20 protein-coding genes and 1 other annotated feature are annotated in these 20736 nt (G+C 39.7%); all 20 genes read right to left on the bottom strand.

The window, feature by feature from the left end; all coding sequences use genetic code 11:
• Nucleotides 1–98 precede the first annotated feature (98 nt).
• The 20 genes from fusA to cysE all read right to left on the bottom strand — a co-directional run bounded on the left by fusA (nucleotide 99) and on the right by cysE (nucleotide 20558).
• Nucleotides 99–2177 carry an elongation factor G gene (gene fusA / locus D9782_RS05620; protein ID WP_026680231.1) on the bottom strand — a complete coding sequence of 693 codons (2079 nt, stop codon included), beginning with the start codon at nucleotides 2175–2177 and terminating at the stop codon, nucleotides 99–101.
• Between the two features lie 36 nt (nucleotides 2178–2213).
• Nucleotides 2214–2684 carry a 30S ribosomal protein S7 gene (gene rpsG / locus D9782_RS05615; RefSeq protein WP_026680230.1) on the bottom strand — a complete coding sequence of 157 codons (471 nt, stop codon included), beginning with the start codon at nucleotides 2682–2684 and terminating at the stop codon, nucleotides 2214–2216.
• Nucleotides 2685–2728: 44 nt separating this feature from the next.
• Entirely contained in the window at nucleotides 2729–3142 is a 414-nt protein-coding gene (rpsL, locus tag D9782_RS05610; protein ID WP_026680229.1) for a 30S ribosomal protein S12, read from the bottom strand.
• Between the two features lie 129 nt (nucleotides 3143–3271).
• The gene (locus D9782_RS05605; protein ID WP_026680228.1) at nucleotides 3272–3526 is read right to left on the bottom strand and encodes a 50S ribosomal protein L7ae-like protein; all 255 of its coding nucleotides are present in this window, start codon (nucleotides 3524–3526) and stop codon (nucleotides 3272–3274) included.
• 190 nt (nucleotides 3527–3716) lie between these two features.
• On the bottom strand, nucleotides 3717–7325 hold the full coding sequence (gene rpoC, locus D9782_RS05600; protein ID WP_026680227.1) for a DNA-directed RNA polymerase subunit beta': 3609 nt from the start codon (nucleotides 7323–7325) through the stop codon (nucleotides 3717–3719).
• Between the two features lie 105 nt (nucleotides 7326–7430).
• Nucleotides 7431–10967, bottom strand: coding sequence for a DNA-directed RNA polymerase subunit beta (gene rpoB / locus D9782_RS05595; RefSeq protein ID WP_026680226.1), 3537 nt, complete (start codon nucleotides 10965–10967; stop codon nucleotides 7431–7433).
• 402 nt (nucleotides 10968–11369) lie between these two features.
• On the bottom strand, nucleotides 11370–11972 hold the full coding sequence (locus tag D9782_RS05590; protein WP_026680225.1) for a class I SAM-dependent methyltransferase: 603 nt from the start codon (nucleotides 11970–11972) through the stop codon (nucleotides 11370–11372).
• Between the two features lie 144 nt (nucleotides 11973–12116).
• Entirely contained in the window at nucleotides 12117–12482 is a 366-nt protein-coding gene (gene rplL, locus D9782_RS05585; protein WP_026680224.1) for a 50S ribosomal protein L7/L12, read from the bottom strand.
• Nucleotides 12483–12538: 56 nt separating this feature from the next.
• Entirely contained in the window at nucleotides 12539–13039 is a 501-nt protein-coding gene (gene rplJ, locus D9782_RS05580; RefSeq protein ID WP_026680223.1) for a 50S ribosomal protein L10, read from the bottom strand.
• Nucleotides 13040–13089: 50 nt separating this feature from the next.
• Nucleotides 13090–13238, bottom strand: a sequence feature (ribosomal protein L10 leader region).
• A 47-nt stretch (nucleotides 13239–13285) separates the two neighbouring features.
• Nucleotides 13286–13984, bottom strand: a complete 699-nt coding sequence (gene rplA, locus D9782_RS05575; RefSeq protein WP_121604288.1) for a 50S ribosomal protein L1 — start codon at nucleotides 13982–13984, stop codon at nucleotides 13286–13288.
• A 268-nt stretch (nucleotides 13985–14252) separates the two neighbouring features.
• Nucleotides 14253–14678 (bottom strand): 50S ribosomal protein L11, encoded by a 426-nt coding sequence (gene rplK, locus D9782_RS05570; protein WP_026680221.1) that lies wholly within the window; start codon nucleotides 14676–14678, stop codon nucleotides 14253–14255.
• 163 nt (nucleotides 14679–14841) lie between these two features.
• Nucleotides 14842–15378, bottom strand: coding sequence for a transcription termination/antitermination protein NusG (nusG, locus tag D9782_RS05565; RefSeq protein WP_026680220.1), 537 nt, complete (start codon nucleotides 15376–15378; stop codon nucleotides 14842–14844).
• Between the two features lie 227 nt (nucleotides 15379–15605).
• Nucleotides 15606–15773, bottom strand: coding sequence for a preprotein translocase subunit SecE (gene secE / locus D9782_RS05560; RefSeq protein ID WP_026680219.1), 168 nt, complete (start codon nucleotides 15771–15773; stop codon nucleotides 15606–15608).
• 104 nt (nucleotides 15774–15877) lie between these two features.
• Nucleotides 15878–16027: a 50S ribosomal protein L33 gene (rpmG, locus tag D9782_RS05555; protein WP_080668626.1), complete on the bottom strand. Its 150-nt coding sequence runs from the start codon at nucleotides 16025–16027 to the stop codon at nucleotides 15878–15880.
• Between the two features lie 69 nt (nucleotides 16028–16096).
• The gene (gene sigH, locus D9782_RS05550; protein WP_051388265.1) at nucleotides 16097–16705 is read right to left on the bottom strand and encodes an RNA polymerase sporulation sigma factor SigH; all 609 of its coding nucleotides are present in this window, start codon (nucleotides 16703–16705) and stop codon (nucleotides 16097–16099) included.
• 153 nt (nucleotides 16706–16858) lie between these two features.
• Nucleotides 16859–17368 (bottom strand): NYN domain-containing protein, encoded by a 510-nt coding sequence (locus D9782_RS05545; RefSeq protein WP_026680217.1) that lies wholly within the window; start codon nucleotides 17366–17368, stop codon nucleotides 16859–16861.
• 2 nt (nucleotides 17369–17370) lie between these two features.
• Nucleotides 17371–18114, bottom strand: a complete 744-nt coding sequence (gene rlmB, locus D9782_RS05540; RefSeq protein ID WP_121604287.1) for a 23S rRNA (guanosine(2251)-2'-O)-methyltransferase RlmB — start codon at nucleotides 18112–18114, stop codon at nucleotides 17371–17373.
• A complete protein-coding gene (locus D9782_RS05535) occupies nucleotides 18099–18512 on the bottom strand; it encodes a Mini-ribonuclease 3 (RefSeq protein WP_026680215.1) in 414 nt (137 codons plus the stop codon). Before D9782_RS05535 ends, rlmB begins: the two co-directional genes overlap by 16 nt.
• Nucleotides 18513–18514: 2 nt before the next feature.
• Nucleotides 18515–19915 (bottom strand): cysteine--tRNA ligase, encoded by a 1401-nt coding sequence (gene cysS, locus D9782_RS05530; protein WP_026680214.1) that lies wholly within the window; start codon nucleotides 19913–19915, stop codon nucleotides 18515–18517.
• A 1-nt stretch (nucleotide 19916) separates the two neighbouring features.
• Nucleotides 19917–20558, bottom strand: coding sequence for a serine O-acetyltransferase (cysE, locus tag D9782_RS05525; RefSeq protein ID WP_034678611.1), 642 nt, complete (start codon nucleotides 20556–20558; stop codon nucleotides 19917–19919).
• Between the last annotated feature and the right edge of the window lie 178 nt (nucleotides 20559–20736).

Here is a 20736-nt window from a genome sequence, read left to right as displayed (position 1 = left end):
AGTGTTTTTTGTAATTTTATGATGTGCAAAGAAACAATGATAGACATCATTTCTTTGCCTTCAATACAAGTTATACTTTAGATTTATCAAAAAATCAATTATTCACCAGCATTTTTCTTAATAATTTCTTCAGAAATACTCTTCGGTACTTCTTCATAATGGTCAAAATGCATAGTGAATGTTCCGCGTCCTTGTGTGTTCGAACGTAACGCAGTTGCGTAACCGAACATTTCAGATAGAGGCACAAATCCTCTCACAACTTGAAGAGGTCCACGTGCTTCCATTCCTTCCACACGACCACGACGAGAGGTAACATCTCCCATAATATCTCCCATGTATTCTTCTGGGATAACAATTTCAACCTTAGCAATTGGCTCTAGTAAAACAGGGTTACATTTGTTCTTAGCTGCTTTCAAAGCCATGGATGCCGCAATCTTAAATGCCATTTCGTTAGAGTCAACGTCATGGTAGCTTCCATCATATAATGTAGCTTTTATATCAATTAGTGGGTAACCGGCTAATACACCATTTTCCATTGATTCTTCAATTCCAGCTTCAACAGAAGGGATGTATTCACGTGGTACAACACCACCAACAATTTTGTTTTCAAATTCGAATCCAGCGCCTTCTTCGTTTGGTTCGAATTTAACCCATACGTGACCATATTGACCGCGTCCACCAGACTGACGTACGAATTTACCTTCGACTTCAGCAGATGCACGGAACGTTTCACGGTAAGCAACCTGAGGGGCACCAACATTTGCTTCTACTTTAAACTCACGCTTTAATCGGTCAACAATGATATCTAGGTGAAGCTCACCCATACCTGAAATAATTGTTTGGCCGGTTTCTTCGTTTGTTTCCGTTTTAAACGTTGGATCCTCTTCAGCAAGCTTAGCTAAAGCAATACCCATTTTATCTTGGTCTGCTTTTGTCTTCGGTTCAATAGCTACGCCAATTACTGGTGTTGGGAAGTCCATTGACTCAAGAATAACTAAATCCTTTTCATCACATAGAGTGTCACCAGTAGTTGTGTCTTTCAAACCAACAGCTGCTGCGATCTCACCAGAGTATACGCGAGAAATCTCTTCACGGGAATTTGCGTGCATTTGCAGGATACGTCCTACACGTTCACGCTTATCCTTTACAGAGTTTTTCACATAGGAACCTGAATCTAATGTTCCAGAATATACGCGGAAGAAAGTAAGCTTACCAACATAAGGGTCTGTCATTACTTTAAATGCTAAAGCAGAGAACGGTGCATTATCATCAGAAGGACGAGTTACCTTCTCTTCTGTTCGAGGAACGATACCCTCAATTGCAGCAACGTCTGTTGGAGCAGGTAGATAATCAAGTACACCATCAAGCATTAACTGAACACCTTTGTTTTTGAAAGCTGAACCAGCATATACTGGGTAAAATTCTACATTTAATGTAGCTTGACGAATTGCTGCTTTCAGTTCATCGTTAGAGATTTCTTCTCCTTCTAGATACTTCATCATCAATTCTTCATCAAGCTCAGATACAGCTTCGATCAAGCTGCCGCGTAGCTCTTCTGCTTTTTCTTTATACTCATCAGGAATATCACGAGCCTCAGCACGAGTTCCCAAATCATCCTCATAAAAGAATGCTTCCATCGTGATTAGGTCAATGATTCCTTCAAAGTTATCTTCAGCACCGATTGGTAACTGAACAGGATGTGCATTTGCACCTAAACGCTCTTTTAGCGTACCTGTTGAGTAAAGGAAATCTGCACCAATTTTATCCATTTTATTAATGAATACGATTCTTGGTACACCATAGGTTGTTGCTTGACGCCATACTGTTTCAGTTTGTGGCTCAACACCAGATTGAGCATCAAGTACTGTTACTGCTCCGTCAAGCACGCGTAGGGAACGTTCAACCTCTACAGTGAAGTCTACGTGACCCGGCGTATCAATAATATTGATACGATGTTCTTTCCATGCAGCAGTTGTTGCAGCGGAAGTAATTGTAATTCCACGCTCTTGCTCCTGCTCCATCCAGTCCATTTGCGAAGCACCTTCGTGTGTTTCACCAATTTTATGAATACGTCCTGTATAGAAAAGAATACGCTCAGTAGTAGTGGTCTTACCTGCATCAATGTGTGCCATAATACCAATATTACGCGTCTTTTCCAAGGAGAACTCTCTAGCCATGTATTCTTCTCCTTCCTAGCTTGGGTTTGTTTTATCTTACCAGCGATAGTGAGCGAATGCTTTGTTCGCTTCTGCCATTTTGTGCATTTCTTCGCGTTTTTTAACGGAAGCACCTGTATTATTAGAAGCATCTAAGATTTCATTTGCTAGTCGTTCTTCCATTGTTTTCTCTCCGCGTAGACGAGAGTAGTTTACAATATAACGAAGTCCTAATGCTTGACGACGTTCTGGGCGTACTTCCATCGGTACTTGGTAGTTTGAACCACCAACACGACGAGCACGTACTTCTAGCACCGGCATTACATTCTTCATTGCCTGTTCAAAAACTTCCATTGCATTTTGTCCGCTTCTTTCAGAAACTAATTCAAATGCATTGTAAAGAATTTTTTGCGCTTTACCTCTTTTTCCGTCAATCATGATCTGGTTGATTAAACGAGTCACTAGTTTGGATTTATAAAGTGGATCTGGCAAGACATCGCGTTTAGGTACTGGTCCTTTACGTGGCATATGTCCTTCCTCCTTTCTTCTATTTGAATGAGTTAATCAGTTACTTATTGCTTCGGTTTTTTGGTACCGTATTTAGAACGACCTTGTTGACGTCCTTCAACACCCGCAGTGTCTAGCGCACCACGAACAATGTGATAGCGAACACCAGGTAAGTCTTTAACACGACCTCCACGTAGAAGTACAACACTGTGCTCCTGAAGGTTGTGACCAATTCCAGGGATATATGCAGTTACTTCCATATTGTTAGATAGACGTACACGAGCATATTTACGAAGTGCTGAGTTCGGCTTCTTAGGTGTTAGTGTACCAACACGAGTACATACCCCACGTTTTTGTGGTGAGTTTTGGTCCGTTAGTTTCTTCTTAAAACTATTGTACCCTTTGTTAAGTGCTGGAGAGTCAGACTTCTTTGGTTTGCTTACGCGTCCTTTGCGTACAAGCTGGTTAATAGTAGGCATTGTATTTTCCTCCCTTCATAATCTATATCATCTGTTTAGCTAATGTTTTGCGCGGGGTTTGTAATCCCACACATCCAGGTGGTTCATCTTTTGGCAAAAAACAAAGCTTCAACGAAAGATTCGCTAAAACTATTCATGCTTTACTGCTGCGGTTGATGCACCTACCTCTATGCCACATGCAACCCCAAGTTTTTTCTTGGAATCTACATACTGACAAGGGATGCCAAGCTCCTTAGCCAAACTTACGACTTTTTGTGTCATATGTTGATCAGCATCATCAGCAATAAACACTTCACTTATTTCACCATTTTTCATGGCTTTAAGTGTCTGCTTTGTTCCGATAATTATTCGTGATTGAACTTGCATTACTTTTTCATAAGACATTTCATATCCTCCAAAGTAACAAGTATAATCGGAAGCACCTTGAATATTCTATCACTCACATTTTTTAATGTCAATATCAAATAGATATTTTTGCACTTCCGATTTAAGATCACTTGTCCTATTGAATACTGTATAAGCTTGGCTTTCACATCAAAACAACAGTTCAGTTAAAATGTGAAAGCCTGTTTATTTATTGTACAGTTTCTGTTTCTTCTACTTCTTCCACTTCAATTGGCTCATCTAAGCCAGGCTTTACTCTTCGGTAGCGTTGCATTCCTGTACCAGCAGGAACAAGCTTACCGATAATGACATTCTCTTTCAGACCCAATAACTCATCACGCTTACCTTTGATTGCTGCATCTGTAAGTACCCTAGTGGTTTCTTGGAAAGATGCTGCAGATAAGAACGAATCTGTTTCAAGAGAGGCTTTTGTAATACCAAGTAATACAGGTTTACCAATAGCTGGCTGGTAGCCCTCTTTAAGCACTGTATGGTTGGCGTCTCTGAACTGATGGATTTCTAATAAAGAACCTGGTAACACATCGGTGTCTCCGGAATCCACCACTCGGATTTTGCGAAGCATTTGACGTACCATAACTTCCACGTGCTTGTCACCGATTTCTACCCCTTGCATTCGGTATACTCGTTGAACTTCACGTAGCAAGTAATCTTGTACGCCTTCCACTCCTCGAATGCGCAATAAATCTTTCGGATCAATAGAACCCTCTGTAAGCTCTTGACCAGCGGCAATTTCGTCCCCAACCGTTACCTTCATTCGAGCATTATAAGGAACAGCGTAGGAACGTTGTTCTACATCACCTTGAATAACGATCTCTTGCTTATCTTTCACTTCTTTAACTTCTAGAACGGTTCCGAATATCTCACTGATGACCGCTTGCCCTTTCGGATTACGCGCTTCAAATAATTCTTGAATACGTGGTAAACCTTGTGTAATATCGTCTCCGGCAACCCCACCCGTATGGAATGTACGCATCGTTAACTGGGTTCCTGGCTCACCAATAGACTGGGCAGCAATAATTCCAACAGCTTCTCCGACTTCTACATCGGCACCTGTTGCTAGGTTACGTCCATAACATTTTTGACAGACACCATGTTTCGTGTTACATGTAAACGCACTGCGAATCGTTACTTCTTCGATTCCAGCTTCCGTTATTTGTTTTGCTTGATCCTCTGAAATTAAATGATCAGCTTCAACAATTACTTCGTTGGTTTCAGGATGTTTTACTGAATAGAAAGCTGTACGTCCGATTAATCGATCAATTAATGGCTCGATCATTTCGGTTCCATCTGTTAAAGCAGCTACTTTTAAGCCGCGATCTGTACCACAGTCTGCCTCACGTACAATAACATCCTGCGCCACATCCACAAGACGACGAGTTAGGTAACCAGAGTCAGCTGTTTTCAGCGCTGTATCCGCTAGACCTTTACGTGCACCGTGTGTAGAAATAAAGTATTCTAGAACGGTTAAGCCTTCACGGAAGCTTGACTTGATCGGTAATTCAATAATCTTACCAGCTGGGTTGGCCATTAGTCCACGCATACCCGCCAGCTGCGTAAAGTTAGAAGCATTACCCCTTGCACCAGAATCACTCATCATAAAGATAGGGTTTCTGTTACTTAGTGAGTGCATCAGCTTATCCTGAATGGTGTCTTTTGCTTGTGACCAAACGGCAATGACGCGATCATATCTTTCATCTTCCGTAATAAGACCTCTGCGGAATTGTTTCAAGACATTATCAACTTTTTTCTGTGCCTCATCTAAGATTTCCTCTTTTTCTGGAAGTACAACAATATCTGAAATACCAACTGTCATACCAGCTTTCGTTGAATAACTAAAACCAAGATCCTTCATTCGATCTAACATCTTTGAAGTTTCACTAATCTTAAACCGTTTAAAGACTTCTGCGATAATATCGCCAAGGAAGCCTTTCTTAAATGGCTTAATGATATCTCGAGATTGAATTACTTCCTTTACATTAGTTCCACGTTCTACAAAGTACATTTCCGGGGTGCGATCCTCTAGATTCACCTTTGTAGGTTCATTAATATACGGGAACGAATCAGGTAAAATTTCATTAAAGATTAATTTACCAACGGTTGTAATTAATAACTGTGACTTCTGTTCTTCAGAGAATGTTACGTTATTTAAATTGGATGCGTGTACCGCAACTCTTGTATGCAAATGTACATACCCGTTTTGGTAAGATAATAAAGCTTCATTCAGATCATTAAATATCGTACCTTCTCCGACTGCATTTTCACGTTCCAGCGTAAGATAATAGTTTCCTAATACCATATCTTGTGATGGTGTAACTACCGGTTTTCCATCTTTAGGGTTTAAAATATTTTGCGCTGCAAGCATCAAAATACGAGCCTCTGCTTGCGCTTCAGCAGATAATGGTACGTGAACAGCCATTTGGTCCCCATCAAAGTCGGCGTTATAAGCTGTACATACTAATGGATGTAATCGGATCGCACGACCTTCAACCAGTGTTGGTTCAAATGCTTGAATACCTAATCTGTGGAGCGTAGGTGCACGGTTTAGAAGTACAGGGTGTTCCTTGATTACTTCTTCTAAGACATCCCAAACTTCAGGGTGTACACGCTCAATTTTGCGTTTTGCAGATTTAATATTATGCGCAATTCCTTTTGCTACAAGCTCTTTCATAATAAATGGCTTGAACAATTCCAATGCCATTTCTTTCGGAAGTCCACATTGATACATTTTCAAATGTGGTCCAACAACGATTACAGAACGTCCGGAATAGTCCACACGTTTTCCTAATAGATTTTGACGGAAACGACCTTGCTTCCCTTTCAACATATGAGAAAGCGATTTTAGTGGTCTGTTACCTGGTCCTGTAACAGGACGACCGCGTCGACCATTATCGATCAATGCATCAACTGCTTCCTGCAACATGCGCTTTTCATTTTGCACAATGATACTTGGAGCGCCAAGATCCAGCAAGCGTTTAAGACGATTGTTTCGATTAATAACGCGTCGATAAAGATCGTTTAAATCTGATGTCGCAAAACGTCCACCATCTAACTGAACCATCGGGCGAATTTCCGGTGGAATGACTGGTAAAACATCTAAAATCATCCAAGATGCTTCATTGCCAGAATGACGGAAAGACTCTAGTACCTCTAATCGTTTAATAGCACGAGTTCTACGTTGTCCCTGTGCTGTCTTAAGCTCTTCTTTTAACGCATCTACTTCTTTCTCTAAATCAATATCCTGCAATAATTTACGGATTGCTTCGGCGCCCATCTGAGCTTTGAATGACTTTCCGTATTTATCGTAATAAGCCCGGTATTCTTTCTCAGACAGTAATTGTTTCTTTTCTAAAGGTGTATTACCTGTTTCTGTCACAATATATGCAGCAAAGTAAATAACTTCTTCTAACGCACGTGGTGACATATCTAAAACAAGACCCATTCTACTTGGAATTCCTTTAAAATACCAAATATGGGATACAGGTGCTGCGAGTTCGATGTGACCCATGCGCTCACGACGAACCTTAGCTTTTGTAACTTCTACGCCACAGCGGTCACAAACTACGCCCTTATAGCGAACACGTTTATACTTTCCGCAATGACATTCCCAATCTTTTTGTGGCCCGAAAATACGTTCACAAAACAATCCATCTTTTTCAGGCTTTAGTGTACGGTAATTAATCGTTTCCGGCTTCTTCACTTCACCATATGACCATGAACGAATTTTTTCTGGTGAAGCTAAACCAATTTTCATATACTCAAAATTATTTACATCTAGCAAGGGGCCAACCTCCCTTTTAGTGTCCGATTTTACCAAGCTACCTATGAATATATTTAATCTAAAGCTAGGGGCTGGCTCTATTGAGAGCCAACCTTACCTTTTGCTTTAGTTCTCTTCTACTTCTATATTGAGCTTACTTGCTTGCTGTGTTTCTTCTTCTTCCAATTCACGCATGTCGATTTCTTCTTCGTCACTTGAAAGCATTTTGACATCCATACCAAGACTTTGCAATTCTTTAATCAATACCTTGAAGGATTCTGGTACACCAGGTTCTGGTACATTATCACCTTTTACAATCGCTTCATATGTTTTAACACGACCGACAATATCATCTGATTTCACTGTTAAAATCTCCTGCAAGGTGTATGCCGCACCATAAGCTTCCAATGCCCAAACCTCCATCTCACCAAAGCGCTGACCACCAAATTGTGCTTTACCACCAAGTGGTTGCTGTGTAACAAGTGAATAAGGGCCTGTAGAACGAGCATGCAGCTTATCATCAACCATGTGCGCAAGCTTAATCATGTACATAACACCTACAGATACACGGTTGTCAAATGGTTCTCCTGATCTTCCATCATAAAGGATAGTCTTAGCATCTCTTGGCATACCTGCTTCTTCAAGCGTTTCCCACACATCTTCTTCTGTCGCACCATCAAATACCGGAGAAGCAACATGAATTCCTAGCTGTCTTGCAGCCATACCTAAATGTAATTCAAAAACCTGTCCGATATTCATTCGTGATGGTACCCCTAGTGGGTTAAGCATGATATCAATTGGTGTACCGTCTGGCAAGAATGGCATATCTTCTTCAGGTAAAATTTTGGATATAACACCTTTGTTACCGTGACGCCCGGCCATTTTATCTCCTTCGTGTATTTTACGTTTTTGAACGATATATACACGAACTAATTCGTTCACCCCAGGAGGTAACTCATCGCCATCTTCCCGATTAAAGATTTTAACATCCAACACAATTCCGCCAGCTCCATGTGGAACTCGTAAGGATGTATCACGAACTTCACGAGCTTTTTCACCAAAAATAGCGTGAAGTAAACGCTCTTCAGCGGATAATTCAGTAACCCCTTTAGGCGTCACTTTACCCACAAGTATATCACCGTCAGAAACTTCTGCACCGATACGAATAATTCCATATTCGTTAAGGTTCTTTAACGCTTCTTCCCCTACATTAGGAATATCACGTGTAATTTCTTCCGGTCCGAGCTTCGTATCACGTGCTTCCGATTCATACTCTTCAATATGAATAGATGTATACACGTCATCTTTTACGAGTCTTTCGCTCATGATAATCGCATCTTCATAGTTATAACCTTCCCAAGTCATAAATCCAACTAGAACATTACGGCCAAGCGCAAGCTCTCCGTCTTCCATGGAAGGACCGTCAGCAAGAATTTCACCTTTAGTTACGCGATTTCCTTCACTTACGATTGGGCGTTGGTTATAACATGTACCTTGGTTAGAGCGAATATATTTTTGTAGTTTGTAACGATCTAAATCGCCTTCTACTTCTTTTCCGTCCACAATAGAAATTCGACGAACATGAACTTCCTTCGCTTCAACACGTTCTACAATTCCTTCATGGCGGCAGATAATAGCGGCTCCAGAATCTTTTCCGTTTACATATTCCATACCAGTACCAACAATTGGCGCTTCAGGCTGCATTAATGGTACAGCTTGACGTTGCATGTTCGCACCCATTAACGCTCGGTTCGAGTCATCATTTTCTAAGAATGGAATACAAGCTGTTGCAGCTGAAACCACCTGTTTCGGAGAAACGTCCATGTAATCAATTTGATCACGAGGTACGATTGTGTTTTCACCACGGAAACGAGCAATAACTTCCTCATCCACAAAATGCCCCTCATCTGTTAACTTTGCATTTGCTTGGGCAACAACATAGTTATCCTCTTCATCTGCTGTTAGATAATCAATATGAGCTGTGACTCTACCCGTATCTGGATCCACACGACGGTACGGCGTTTCAATAAATCCAAATTTATTTACTTTAGCGAAACTCGATAATGAGTTAATTAAGCCGATATTCGGACCCTCAGGCGTCTCAATCGGGCACATTCGGCCGTAGTGTGAATAGTGAACGTCTCGTACTTCGAAACCAGCTCGTTCACGAGTTAAACCACCAGGTCCTAACGCAGATAAACGACGTTTATGTGTTAGTTCTGCTAATGGGTTTGTTTGATCCATAAATTGAGACAACTGTGAGCTTCCAAAAAATTCTTTAATCGAAGCGATCACAGGACGAATATTAATCAGCTGTTGCGGCGTAATACTTGATGTGTCTTGAATAGACATTCGTTCACGCACAACACGCTCCATCCGAGATAACCCGATTCGGAACTGATTCTGTAATAACTCTCCAACAGAACGAAGACGACGGTTACCTAAATGGTCAATATCATCTGTATCGCCTACTTGATGAAGCAAGTTAAAGAAATAGCTAATTGCTGATAAAATATCCGCAGGCGTAATATTTTTAACACTTGTTTCAATTCCAGCATTTCCAATTACGTTAAGCTCTTTCTCACCACTTGGGTCAGTAGGATCAACTATTTTAATCGATTGAAGCAAAATTTGGTCGTCAAGCACACCGTCTTTAGGCTCAAGTGTTTTTTCACCAAGCTTCTCTTCTTCACGTTCCAAGTATGGAATTAATTTATTTAGTAGTTTTCTCTCTAGCTTATCGCCTTTCTCTGCTAGTACTTCGCCAGTCTCCTGATCAACAATTGTTTCGGCTAGTACTTGATTAAATAAACGATTTTTTATATGCAGCTTTTTGTTCATCTTGTAACGACCTACATGAGCAAGATCGTAACGTTTTGGATCAAAAAAGCGAGAGATTAATAAACTTTTTGCATTTTCAACAGTAGGTGGTTCTCCAGGACGTAACCGCTCATAGATTTCTAGCAACGCCTTTTCCGTTGTTTCTGTGTTATCCTTTTCAAGCGTATTTTTCAGGTACTCATTGTCTCCCAATAAGTCGATAATCTCCTGATCTGTACCAAAACCAAGTGCTCGTAGCAATACAGTTATCGGTAATTTACGCGTACGATCAATACGAACATGGACAACATCTTTTGCATCTGTTTCAAACTCCAACCATGCACCACGGTTCGGAATGACAGTTGCAGCTACGCCACGCTTTCCGTTTTTATCAATCTTTTCATTGTAGTAAACACTAGGTGATCGCACAAGCTGAGAAACGATTACACGTTCTGCGCCATTAATAACAAATGTTCCAGTGTCAGTCATTAATGGAAAATCACCCATAAATACTTCCTGCTCTTTCACTTCTCCGGTTTCATTATTAATTAATCGAACCTTCACACGAAGTGGAGCATTATACGTAACATCTCTTTCCTTTGATTCTCCTACAGGATATTTAGGCTCGCCTAAACTGTAGTCAACAAATTCCAGTGATAGATTGCCTGTAAAGTCCTCGATCGGCGAAATGTCTTGAAACATTTCTCGGAGACCCTCTTCTAAAAACCAATCATAAGAAGCGGTTTGGATCTCGATTAAATTCGGCAACTCTAATACTTCGCTGATACGTGCATAGCTTCTGCGCTGGCGGTGCCGTCCATACTGAACTAGTTGTCCTGTCAACTGCTTCACCCCTTAAATCATACATTTTTTCGTAGATTGTAATTCTACTCCAAATTTAATATAATTAGAAAAACCAATACAGAAGCAATTACTTCTTTTCGGCTTTTCGAATATTGGCTAACTGTGATTGTGCGAATAGCGTACAAAACATGCCTAACAAACTTGTAACAGATAATTACAAGTATATTATTTGGATCCTCTCAGCAATAGAATTCCAAAACAAACCACATGAAGCATATTTCAAAAATAAACGAAAAGCACATTGTATATACCAAATCTTTCCGATTTTACCAGTGTTTCCGAACTTTTATGAAATATACCTTATTATGTTATGAAATATCCTCTTGACATAAGAATCGCCATGTTAGCATTTTCCTATCTTATCATAAGTGAAGATACGGGTCAAACATTAATTGCCCGCATAATATAGTACCCTTTATTTTTAGCTACCACTTCCACTTCACGGAATAAAGCTTCTAATTTTTCTTTAGCGGAAGGAGCCCCTTGTTTCTTTTGAATAACCACCCATAGTTCTCCTTGCTTTAACAGCGCTCGCTGTGCTTCTTCAAACATTTGGTGTACAATCTTTTTTCCCGCACGAATCGGCGGATTAGTAAGAATCCCGGCAAATTGACGACTTGTGAATGCAGACATCCGATCACTCTGTACACACTCGATATTAGTAACCTCATTTTTTAAAGCATTTTCCTTCGCTAATGCAACAGCTCTTTCATTTATATCAGCCATTACAATTTTTCGATCCTTATATCGATCTGCTATTGCGATCCCAATTGGTCCATAGCCACAACCCAGATCCAAAAAATCCCCCGCAATTACCGGTTCATTAAATTGTTCAATTAATAGCCGACTTCCAAAATCAACTTCATTTTTAGAAAATACACCTACGTCACTTGTAAATGTATAGGATTTTCCATTCAATTGATAATTCCATGTCTTTGGTGAACTTTTAGTTTGGGGTTTTGGTGAAAAGTAATGCTCTGTCATATGGCACCTACTTTTATTAAAATATTGAAGGTAGTTATAGCAAGGTGCTTGAAGTAGAAGCATCTGCTCAAGTCTTAGCTTAAATGATATGATATATAGAGAGCCCGCCGTAATGGTTACGACGAGCTCCGTTGATGAAATTAATTACTTAACCTCTACACTTGCGCCTGCTTCTTCTAGCTTACCTTTAACTTCTTCAGCATCTTCTTTAGATACTGCTTCTTTAACTGCTTTCGGAGCGTTATCAACTAAGTCTTTTGCATCTTTTAGTCCAAGACCTGTGATTTCGCGTACAGCTTTAACAACTTTGATCTTAGAAGCACCAGCATCTGTAAGCACTACATCAAATTCAGTTTTCTCTTCAGCAGCATCTCCGCCGCCAGCTCCACCTGCTACTGCCACAGGTGCTGCAGCTGTTACTCCAAATTCTTCTTCAATTGCTTTAACTAAATCATTAAGTTCTAATACTGACATTTCTTTAACCGCTTCAATGATTTGTTCTTTAGTCATGATTAATTTCCTCCTAATTAAAATTAAATTTTGTTTTTATACCGTTAAAGCACAGATTATGCGCCTTGTTCTTCTTTTTGATCCGCAATTGCTTTTGTAGCATATGCAAGGTTGCGAATTGGTGCTTGAAGTACGCTAAGAAGCATAGAAACCATACCTTCGTAGTTTGGAAGATCTGCAAGTTCCTTAATTTGCTCAAGAGAAGCAACGCTTCCTTGAATTACTCCACCTTTGATTTCAAGCGCTTCATGTTGTTTAGCAAAATCATTGATAATTCTTGCTGGCGCTACTACATCATCATTACTGAATGCGATCGCAGACGGACCAACAAGCGTCTCACTAAGATCATTCAACTCAGCAGCTTCTACCGCACGACGAGTCATCGTGTTTTTGTAAACCTTGAATTCAATTCCTGCTTCACGTAATTGTTTACGTAATTCAGTAACCTCTGCTACATCAAGCCCACGATAGTCAACTACAACAGCTGTTTCGCTCGCTAGAAATTTATCTTTAATTTCTTCAACAAGTTGTTTCTTTTGCTCGATAATATTAGACATTCTTCCACCTCCTAAAAAATGATCATTATACCGTATACCCCACTCTGTTCGGAGCCATTAAAAAAAGCTCCCACGTAGACATGGGAGCTTATTATTACATTGGAATTCAATCGCTAATTACCAATTTTTATAAACACCTCGGCAGGATGATTAAGCAAATGCATGCCCCTGCTGTCTACGGTACAACGTATTCTTTTATCAACGTGAATCATTATAACTAATGTCGACAAAAACGTCAACTATTAATTATCGACGGACAAAGCCAGAAAAGTCAACGCGGATTCCAGGTCCCATTGTAGAGGCCACAGAAGCATTCTTCATATACGTTCCTTTTGAAGCCTGAGGCTTAGCTTTAACTAAAGTGTCTGTAATTGCTTTGAAGTTTTCAATTAACTTTTCATTATCGAAAGAAATCTTACCAATCGGAACATGAATGTTAGCAGATTTATCAACGCGGTATTCTACTTTACCAGCTTTAATATCTTGAACTGCTTTCTCAACTTCAAACGTAACTGTTCCCGTTTTAGGATTCGGCATTAAGCCTTTTGGTCCTAACACACGTCCAAGTTTACCAACTTCAGCCATCATATCTGGAGTTGCAACAATGACATCAAACTCAAACCAACCTTGGTTGATTTTGTTAATGTAATCACTTTCTCCAACATAATCAGCGCCAGCAGCTTCTGCTTCTTTAGCTTTGTCACCTTTAGCAAAAACTAAAACACGCTGTGTTTTACCAGTTCCATGTGGAAGCACCATCGCTCCACGAATTTGTTGATCTGCTTTTTTAGGATCTACACCTAAACGAAAAGCAGCCTCTACTGTTTCGTCGAAGTTTGCTTTAGCTGTTTCTTTAACTAATGCAATCGCTTCGGCTACTTCATATGATTTCGTACGATCAACAAGCTTCAAAGCTTCTTGATGTTTTTTTCCTTTTTTAGCCATTTTATTTCCTCCTCAAATGTGGTTATAACGGTAATACCTCCCACTTATAAAAGCACGGTCGGCTTTTATAAAGCTCAAGAGGATAATTTGGTTCGAAATACCGAATTATCATCTTCACGAAAAAGGTTGCGAGAGGTAATCCAACCGCAACCTATACCGTATCAAGTAAAACAACCCAATCTGCATCGATTGGCTTCACAACCAAAAGACACTTCACCGCAAACGATATACCCCGCACATAGCAACGCTATGTCTAAGGAATCGATTACTAGTCCTCGATTGTGATACCCATGCTGCGCGCAGTTCCTTCAACCATGCGCATCGCTGCTTCTACATTAGCAGCATTTAAATCAGGCATTTTTGTTTCTGCGATTTCTTTTACTTTGTCGCGTTTTAATGTTGCGACTTTATTACGATTAGGCTCACCTGACGCAGTTTCAATACCAGCTGCTTTTTTCAACAGCACAGCTGCCGGTGGAGTTTTTGTAATAAATGTAAATGAACGGTCTTCAAACACCGTAATTTCAACAGGGATAATCATACCCGCTTGATCTTGCGTACGTGCGTTGAATTCTTTACAGAACCCCATGATATTAACACCTGCTTGACCTAATGCTGGTCCAACCGGCGGTGCTGGATTTGCTTTACCAGCTGGGATTTGTAATTTTACAAGCTTAATTACTTTTTTAGCCACGAGACACACCTCCTTAAAGTCCGTGATGTGGTAATAGGGTTCCAGTCGGTCCCCTCCCACTCCAATTTGCTCTATCCATCAGTAGGATAGATGCATGAATAACAAAAGAATTTTAGCATGAATAACAAAAAAATGCAAGGTATTGTCTAATATTCTTTATGAACTACGATAGTTTTTCAATTTGAGAGAAATCTAATTCTACCGGAGTCTCCCTACCAAACATATTTACATGAACCTTCACCTTCTGCTTATCCATATCGATATGCTCAATAGATCCTGTGAAATCTGTAAACGGTCCATCCGTTACACGAACATTTTCTTTTAATTCGAATTCAAACTGTACAACTGCCTCTGTAACACCCATACGCTTTAATACACTTTCCACTTCTTCAGGTAAAAGCGGGGTAGGCTTTGTCCCCCCACCACTAGATCCTATGAAACCAGTAACACCCGGTGTGTTTCTAACAACGTACCACGAATCATCCGTCATGATCATTTCAGTTAATACATAACCAGGGAAAAACTTCTTTTTGGATACTTTTTTCTTCCCATTCTTTATTTCCGTCTCTTCATCTTCTGGTACAATTACGCGGAAAATTTTATCTTCCATTCCCATTGATTGAACTCGCTTCTCTAAGTTCATTTTGACTTTATTCTCATAGCCAGAATACGTATGTACCACATACCAATTTTTCTCCATGTTTATCAGGACAACTTTATTTGTCCTTCCCTCCCTTTATTTGTAATTAGGTTTATATATGGACACAAGAGCATGGGCACCCCTATTAATACAACTCTGAGTTGAATTTTTCTAACAAACAGGTACCAATTCTTTTCCAATTTAAAAAACCCGACGTTGACCGGGTTTTCAAATGACTCATATTATTTATCATTATAGCATATTTGTAAAATAAATATTCAAGTATATTATAGCAAATTCAAAATTTGTGTGATTCCAAGATCAATTAAAAAGAAAAACAACGCTACAAACGCTACTGTAGTAATTACAGTAATGGTATAACTAGTTAACTCTTTGCCTTTTGGCCAGCTAACTTTTTTCATTTCTCTTGAAACGTTTTTAAAAAAACGAAACATGTTCGTACCCCCTAGACCTGAAAATCTTGGCTTTTTCGTGTTTATTTATTAGTAAAGCCATAAATTTATATAAAACCCCATTTACTATATCGTTCCATCGGAGTCTATTTCGTCTCACGGTGCAACGTGTGTCTGCCACAAGTTTTACAATATTTTTTCACTTCTAGCCGCGCAGGCTGAGTGGATACATTTTTATGCGTTGTATAGTTTCTGCTTGAACATTCTGCACATGCTAAAGTTATTTTTTTATTCATTATATCACCTCTATTGAGGGATTTTTCTATATTAACTCTAGCATGGTTACAAAAATGTGTCAATGCATCCTATTGTGATACCTCGCTACCTTCCATGAGCTGCTCCAACTTCCGCTTGACACGTTGGAGTGCATTATCAATAGATTTGACATGCCGCTTAAGCTCGACAGATATCTCCTGATATGTCCTCCCATCTAAATACAGATGTAGAACCTTCTTTTCTAATTCGCTCAATAATTCAGATAATTTTATTTCCATATCACCATATTTCTCTCTATTAACCAAAAGTTCTTGTGGATCTATGGCTTTTGAACCTGCAATGACATCTAATAATGTACGGTCAGTTTCTTCATCATAAATTGGCTTGTCCAAAGATACATAGGAGTTGAGTGGAATATGCTTTTGTCGAGTAGCAGTTTTGATTGCGGTTATAATTTGCCTTGTCACACACAATTCTGCAAAGGCTTTAAACGATGATAGCTTGTCCCCATCATAATCGCGAACAGCTTTATAAAGGCCAATCATCCCCTCTTGGATAATATCTTCTTTATCCGCACCAATTAAGAAATACGTGCGAGCCTTAGCTCGGACGAAATTTCTGTACTTATGTATTAAGTAATCAAGCGCTTGGCTATTTCCTCGATGAATAAGCTCTACAATCCCCTCATCATCCAGCATACTTAAGCTCTTATTGTCAAAATCTAATTGGTTGGCACTCACCAAGTATGACCCCCTGACTACACCGCAGTCACTTTAAAGCTTATTATACAGGAAGCGCTTTACAATAGTCAACAGAGCATAGACCCAGACAGGCGCGGTTTAATCTGAGTTTTACATTTCTCCCCTGCGCCATCTTTCAAATTTTTCCAGAACATCTCGATTAAGTTTTATTTTAGACGATGCTTGTTTTTTATGGTGCGTTTCTATTGTTTCTTCAATTTCTCTTTCTATATTTTGAGACTCAATTAATAATTCCCGTGCCGATTTACGTAAAGCTCCGCTGCCAAATATCGTCCTTTGTTCTGCATAATCAGATGTTGCAACATAAACCTGTGTCTGGATATTCATTAATTCTTTAACTAGCTTTTCAATACATTCGTCGGCCGTTTCTTTTTCCTTTGTAAATATAATCTCTATATTATATAAATTTGTTTTATTAGCAATACCTCGAACATAATAAGCATCAAACACAATAATGACTCTATATCCCGAATAAGCCTGGTATTCAGCCAATAATTCAATAAGTCGATCACGTGCTTGTCCAATATCATGTTCTTTCAATTTTTGCAATTCTTCCCAAGCGCCAATTATATTATAACCATCAACTACCACAACAATCATCGCTATTCACCAACAGGGTACCTTTTGCGATAAACCTCATATAGCAATAAACTACAAGCCACAGAAGCATTCAACGAAGAAACCTGCCCTATCATGGGAAGACCTACCGTCCAATCACATTTTTTTCGCACAAGACGGCTCATCCCTTTCCCTTCATTACCAATTACAAGGGCGATAGGTAATGCACCCTCAAGCTTACGATAATCTTCTGTAGAATTCGCTTCTGTGCCAACCACCCAAACATTACGCTCCTTTAGTTCATCGATGGTACTGGCGATATTGGTAACTCTAGCTACTGGCACATGCTCTATTGCTCCCGCAGCCGTTTTCGCCACCGTAGCAGTTAAACCTACAGAACGCCGTTTCGGTATAATTACTCCATGAGCTCCCACCGCATCAGCAGTACGTAATATCGAGCCTAGGTTATGCGGATCTTCTAATTCATCTAAGATAATAAAAAAGGCAGCCTCCGCTTTTTGGTCTGCACGTAGAAATAAATCGTCCACCGTAGCATAAGGATAAGAGGCAACGTAAGCTATTATTCCTTGATGATTTCCATTCGATAATTGATCTAGTTTAGCCTTTGGGACCTTTTGTACGATTGTCCCAGCGGACTTGCCAAGTTGAAATAATTTACCTTGTGCAGAAGCGTTTAAATGCTCTGAAATAAGTACTTTATTAACAGAACGTCCGGACTTCAATGCCTCTATCACTGGATTTTTCCCAATAATTATTTCTTGTTCCAAGGCTTTTCACTCCTTTCTGTAAATTCAACCGCTTCCCTCATGAGGTGCTTCAACCGCTCGTCGTTTTTTTGTAAATAATGGTATCCTATCAATGCCTCAAAAGCTGTGCTATATCGATAGGTTTGGACACTAATATTTTTAGGAATAGACCCTGACTTAGCATTACGACCTCTGGAGACAATTTTTACTTCCTCTTCCGTTAAATAATCTTGTTCCAGCCAATATAATACAACATTTGCTTGAGCCTTTCCTGACACAAAATTAACTGCTTTTTGATGTAATTGCTGTGGTTTCACCTGCCCAAGCTGCAGGAGATGCTCCCTTATATACACTTCGTAGACAGCATCCCCCATATAGGCAAGGGCAAGACTCTTCATTTGTTTAACATCCAAATTCATAACTAGCCTCTTTTCCAACGAACCCCTTGAGGCGTATCTTCTAAAATAATATTTTTATCCTTTAGCATATCTCTAATTTCATCCGCTCGAGCAAAATCACGATGCTTCCTTGCTTCGTTTCTTTCTTCAATCAATGATTCAATGTCCTCATCGAGTAAATCCTCTTCTACTTTCAGCTCTATTCCCAATACATAAAGGAATGATCGGATTGTTTCCTGAAATTCTTCAATAACATCACTAGACGTTTGTTTAGCTTGCAAGTAAACATTAGCATCCTTGGCCACATCAAACAATACAGAAATAGCATTTGCTGTATTAAAATCATCATCCATGTCAGCCTCAAATTGTTGTTTCCACACCGTAATTTTCTGCATCCATTCGTCCTGGTGGTCCACTAAATTCACACTCGATGATTTCCGGTGTTCCAGATTAAAATAAGCCGTTTTAATTCGGTCTAGGCTATTCTTGGCACTTTCCAATAACTCCTCAGTGAAATTAATCGGATGACGATAATGTACACTTAACATAAAGAAACGAAGTACCTGCGGATCATGCTTATTAATTAAATCTCTTGTTAACACAAAATTCCCTAATGATTTAGACATCTTCTCATTGTCTATATTAATATACCCATTGTGCATCCAATAGTTCGCAAAGGTTTTTCCATTCCTAGCCTCTGATTGAGCGATTTCGTTCTCATGGTGAGGGAAAGCTAGATCCTGCCCGCCAGCATGAATATCAATGGTATCACCTAAATATTTTTTGACCATTGCAGAGCATTCTATATGCCACCCCGGCCGACCTCTACCCCATGGTGAATCCCAAGATATTTCCCCATCCTTCACATGTTTCCATAGCGCAAAATCTAAAGGATCCTGTTTCTTCTCTCCCACTTGAATACGCGCACCTGAGCGTAACTCATCAATGGATTGATGAGATAGTTTGCCGTATCCATCAAACGTACGCGGTTTAAAATAGACGTCTCCCGCCGCCTCATAAGCGAATCCTTTATCTATAAGCACTTGTATAAACGCGATAATATCATCCATTGTTTCTGTTACACGCGGATTATGGGTTGCTTCTTTCACACCTAGAGCATCAACATCTTCTAAATATGCGGTAATAAACTTACTGGCCACATCTGGCACTTCCTGGCCTAACTCATTCGCAGCCTTAATTAACTTGTCATCAACGTCTGTAAAGTTTAAAACATAATCTACTTTATACCCTTTGTATTCAAAGTATCGACGAACCGTATCAAAAACAATCGCTGGTCTAGCATTTCCGATATGAATGTAGTTATATACAGTAGGCCCGCAAACATAGATACTTACGGCACCCTCTTTTAACGGGATAAAGGTTTCTTTCTGTCGAGTAAGTGTATTAAAAATCTGAATCGTCATTCTACTTCCCTTCCTTCAATTTAGCAATTTCGTCCTTTAATGCATCTATTTCATTTTGTAAATGCTCACAACGACTAGCAACTGGATCAGGCATCTTGTGATGATCGAGATCCCTTCTCATTTTTTCACCATTTTGCTTTACTACTTTCCCAGGAACTCCAACGACCGTGGAATGATCGGGTACATCACGAAGTACGACAGATCCACCACCAACTTTTGCATTCTCTCCTATTGTAATTGAGCCAAGTACCTTGGCTCCTGTCGCAATTAATGCATTATTTTTTACAGTCGGGTGACGTTTTCCTTTTTCTTTACCAGTCCCCCCTAATGTTACACCTTGAAAAATGGTTACATTATCACCTATTTCACAAGTTTCCCCAATAACGACTCCCATACCGTGATCAATGAATAAACGACGGCCAATTCGAGCACCTGGATGAATTTCAATCCCTGTAAAGAATCGGCTCACTTGTGATATGCAACGTGCAATGAAAAACATTCTTCGCTTATAAAATGCATGTGCAATGCGGTGAGACCAAACAGCATGCAGCCCTGAATACGTTAAAAATACCTCAATATATGTTCGAGCTGCTGGATCTTGTTCAAACACAACATCCATATCTTCCTTCAATCGTCTCCATATCCCCACTTCATTAACCTCCTCACCCCAAGAAAAATATGCCATGATTATATTCAAATCCACCGCTTTTATAATAGAACAAAAGCGCAAACGCTCAATTAGAAACGTAGCGACTACAGCGAGTCAACAGAGATAAAGGAATCACGGTAAGCTTGCGAGCCGATGTTGACTTAGATTAGGG

Origin of the sequence: Virgibacillus sp. Bac332 (assembly GCF_003667785.1) — a bacterium.
Lineage (GTDB): Bacteria > Bacillota > Bacilli > Bacillales > Amphibacillaceae > Virgibacillus > Virgibacillus salarius.
This window is presented reverse-complemented; position numbering and strand designations above follow the sequence as displayed.

Excerpts from the sequence above, each read along its gene's own strand:
- fusA (WP_026680231.1), bottom strand. The coding sequence starts at position 2,177 with ATGGCTAGAGAGTTCTCCTTGGAAAAGACGCGTAATATTGGTATTATG.
- rpsG (WP_026680230.1), bottom strand. The coding sequence starts at position 2,684 with ATGCCACGTAAAGGACCAGTACCTAAACGCGATGTCTTGCCAGATCCA.
- rpsL (WP_026680229.1), bottom strand. The coding sequence starts at position 3,142 with ATGCCTACTATTAACCAGCTTGTACGCAAAGGACGCGTAAGCAAACCA.
- D9782_RS05605 (WP_026680228.1), bottom strand. The coding sequence starts at position 3,526 with ATGTCTTATGAAAAAGTAATGCAAGTTCAATCACGAATAATTATCGGA.
- D9782_RS05590 (WP_026680225.1), bottom strand. The coding sequence starts at position 11,972 with ATGACAGAGCATTACTTTTCACCAAAACCCCAAACTAAAAGTTCACCA.
- rplL (WP_026680224.1), bottom strand. The coding sequence starts at position 12,482 with ATGACTAAAGAACAAATCATTGAAGCGGTTAAAGAAATGTCAGTATTA.
- rplJ (WP_026680223.1), bottom strand. The coding sequence starts at position 13,039 with ATGTCTAATATTATCGAGCAAAAGAAACAACTTGTTGAAGAAATTAAA.
- rplA (WP_121604288.1), bottom strand. The coding sequence starts at position 13,984 with ATGGCTAAAAAAGGAAAAAAACATCAAGAAGCTTTGAAGCTTGTTGAT.
- nusG (WP_026680220.1), bottom strand. The coding sequence starts at position 15,378 with ATGGAGAAAAATTGGTATGTGGTACATACGTATTCTGGCTATGAGAAT.
- secE (WP_026680219.1), bottom strand. The coding sequence starts at position 15,773 with ATGTTTCGTTTTTTTAAAAACGTTTCAAGAGAAATGAAAAAAGTTAGC.
- rpmG (WP_080668626.1), bottom strand. The coding sequence starts at position 16,027 with ATGAATAAAAAAATAACTTTAGCATGTGCAGAATGTTCAAGCAGAAAC.
- sigH (WP_051388265.1), bottom strand. The coding sequence starts at position 16,705 with ATGCTGGATGATGAGGGGATTGTAGAGCTTATTCATCGAGGAAATAGC.
- D9782_RS05545 (WP_026680217.1), bottom strand. The coding sequence starts at position 17,368 with ATGATTGTTGTGGTAGTTGATGGTTATAATATAATTGGCGCTTGGGAA.
- D9782_RS05535 (WP_026680215.1), bottom strand. The coding sequence starts at position 18,512 with ATGAATTTGGATGTTAAACAAATGAAGAGTCTTGCCCTTGCCTATATG.
- cysS (WP_026680214.1), bottom strand. The coding sequence starts at position 19,915 with ATGACGATTCAGATTTTTAATACACTTACTCGACAGAAAGAAACCTTT.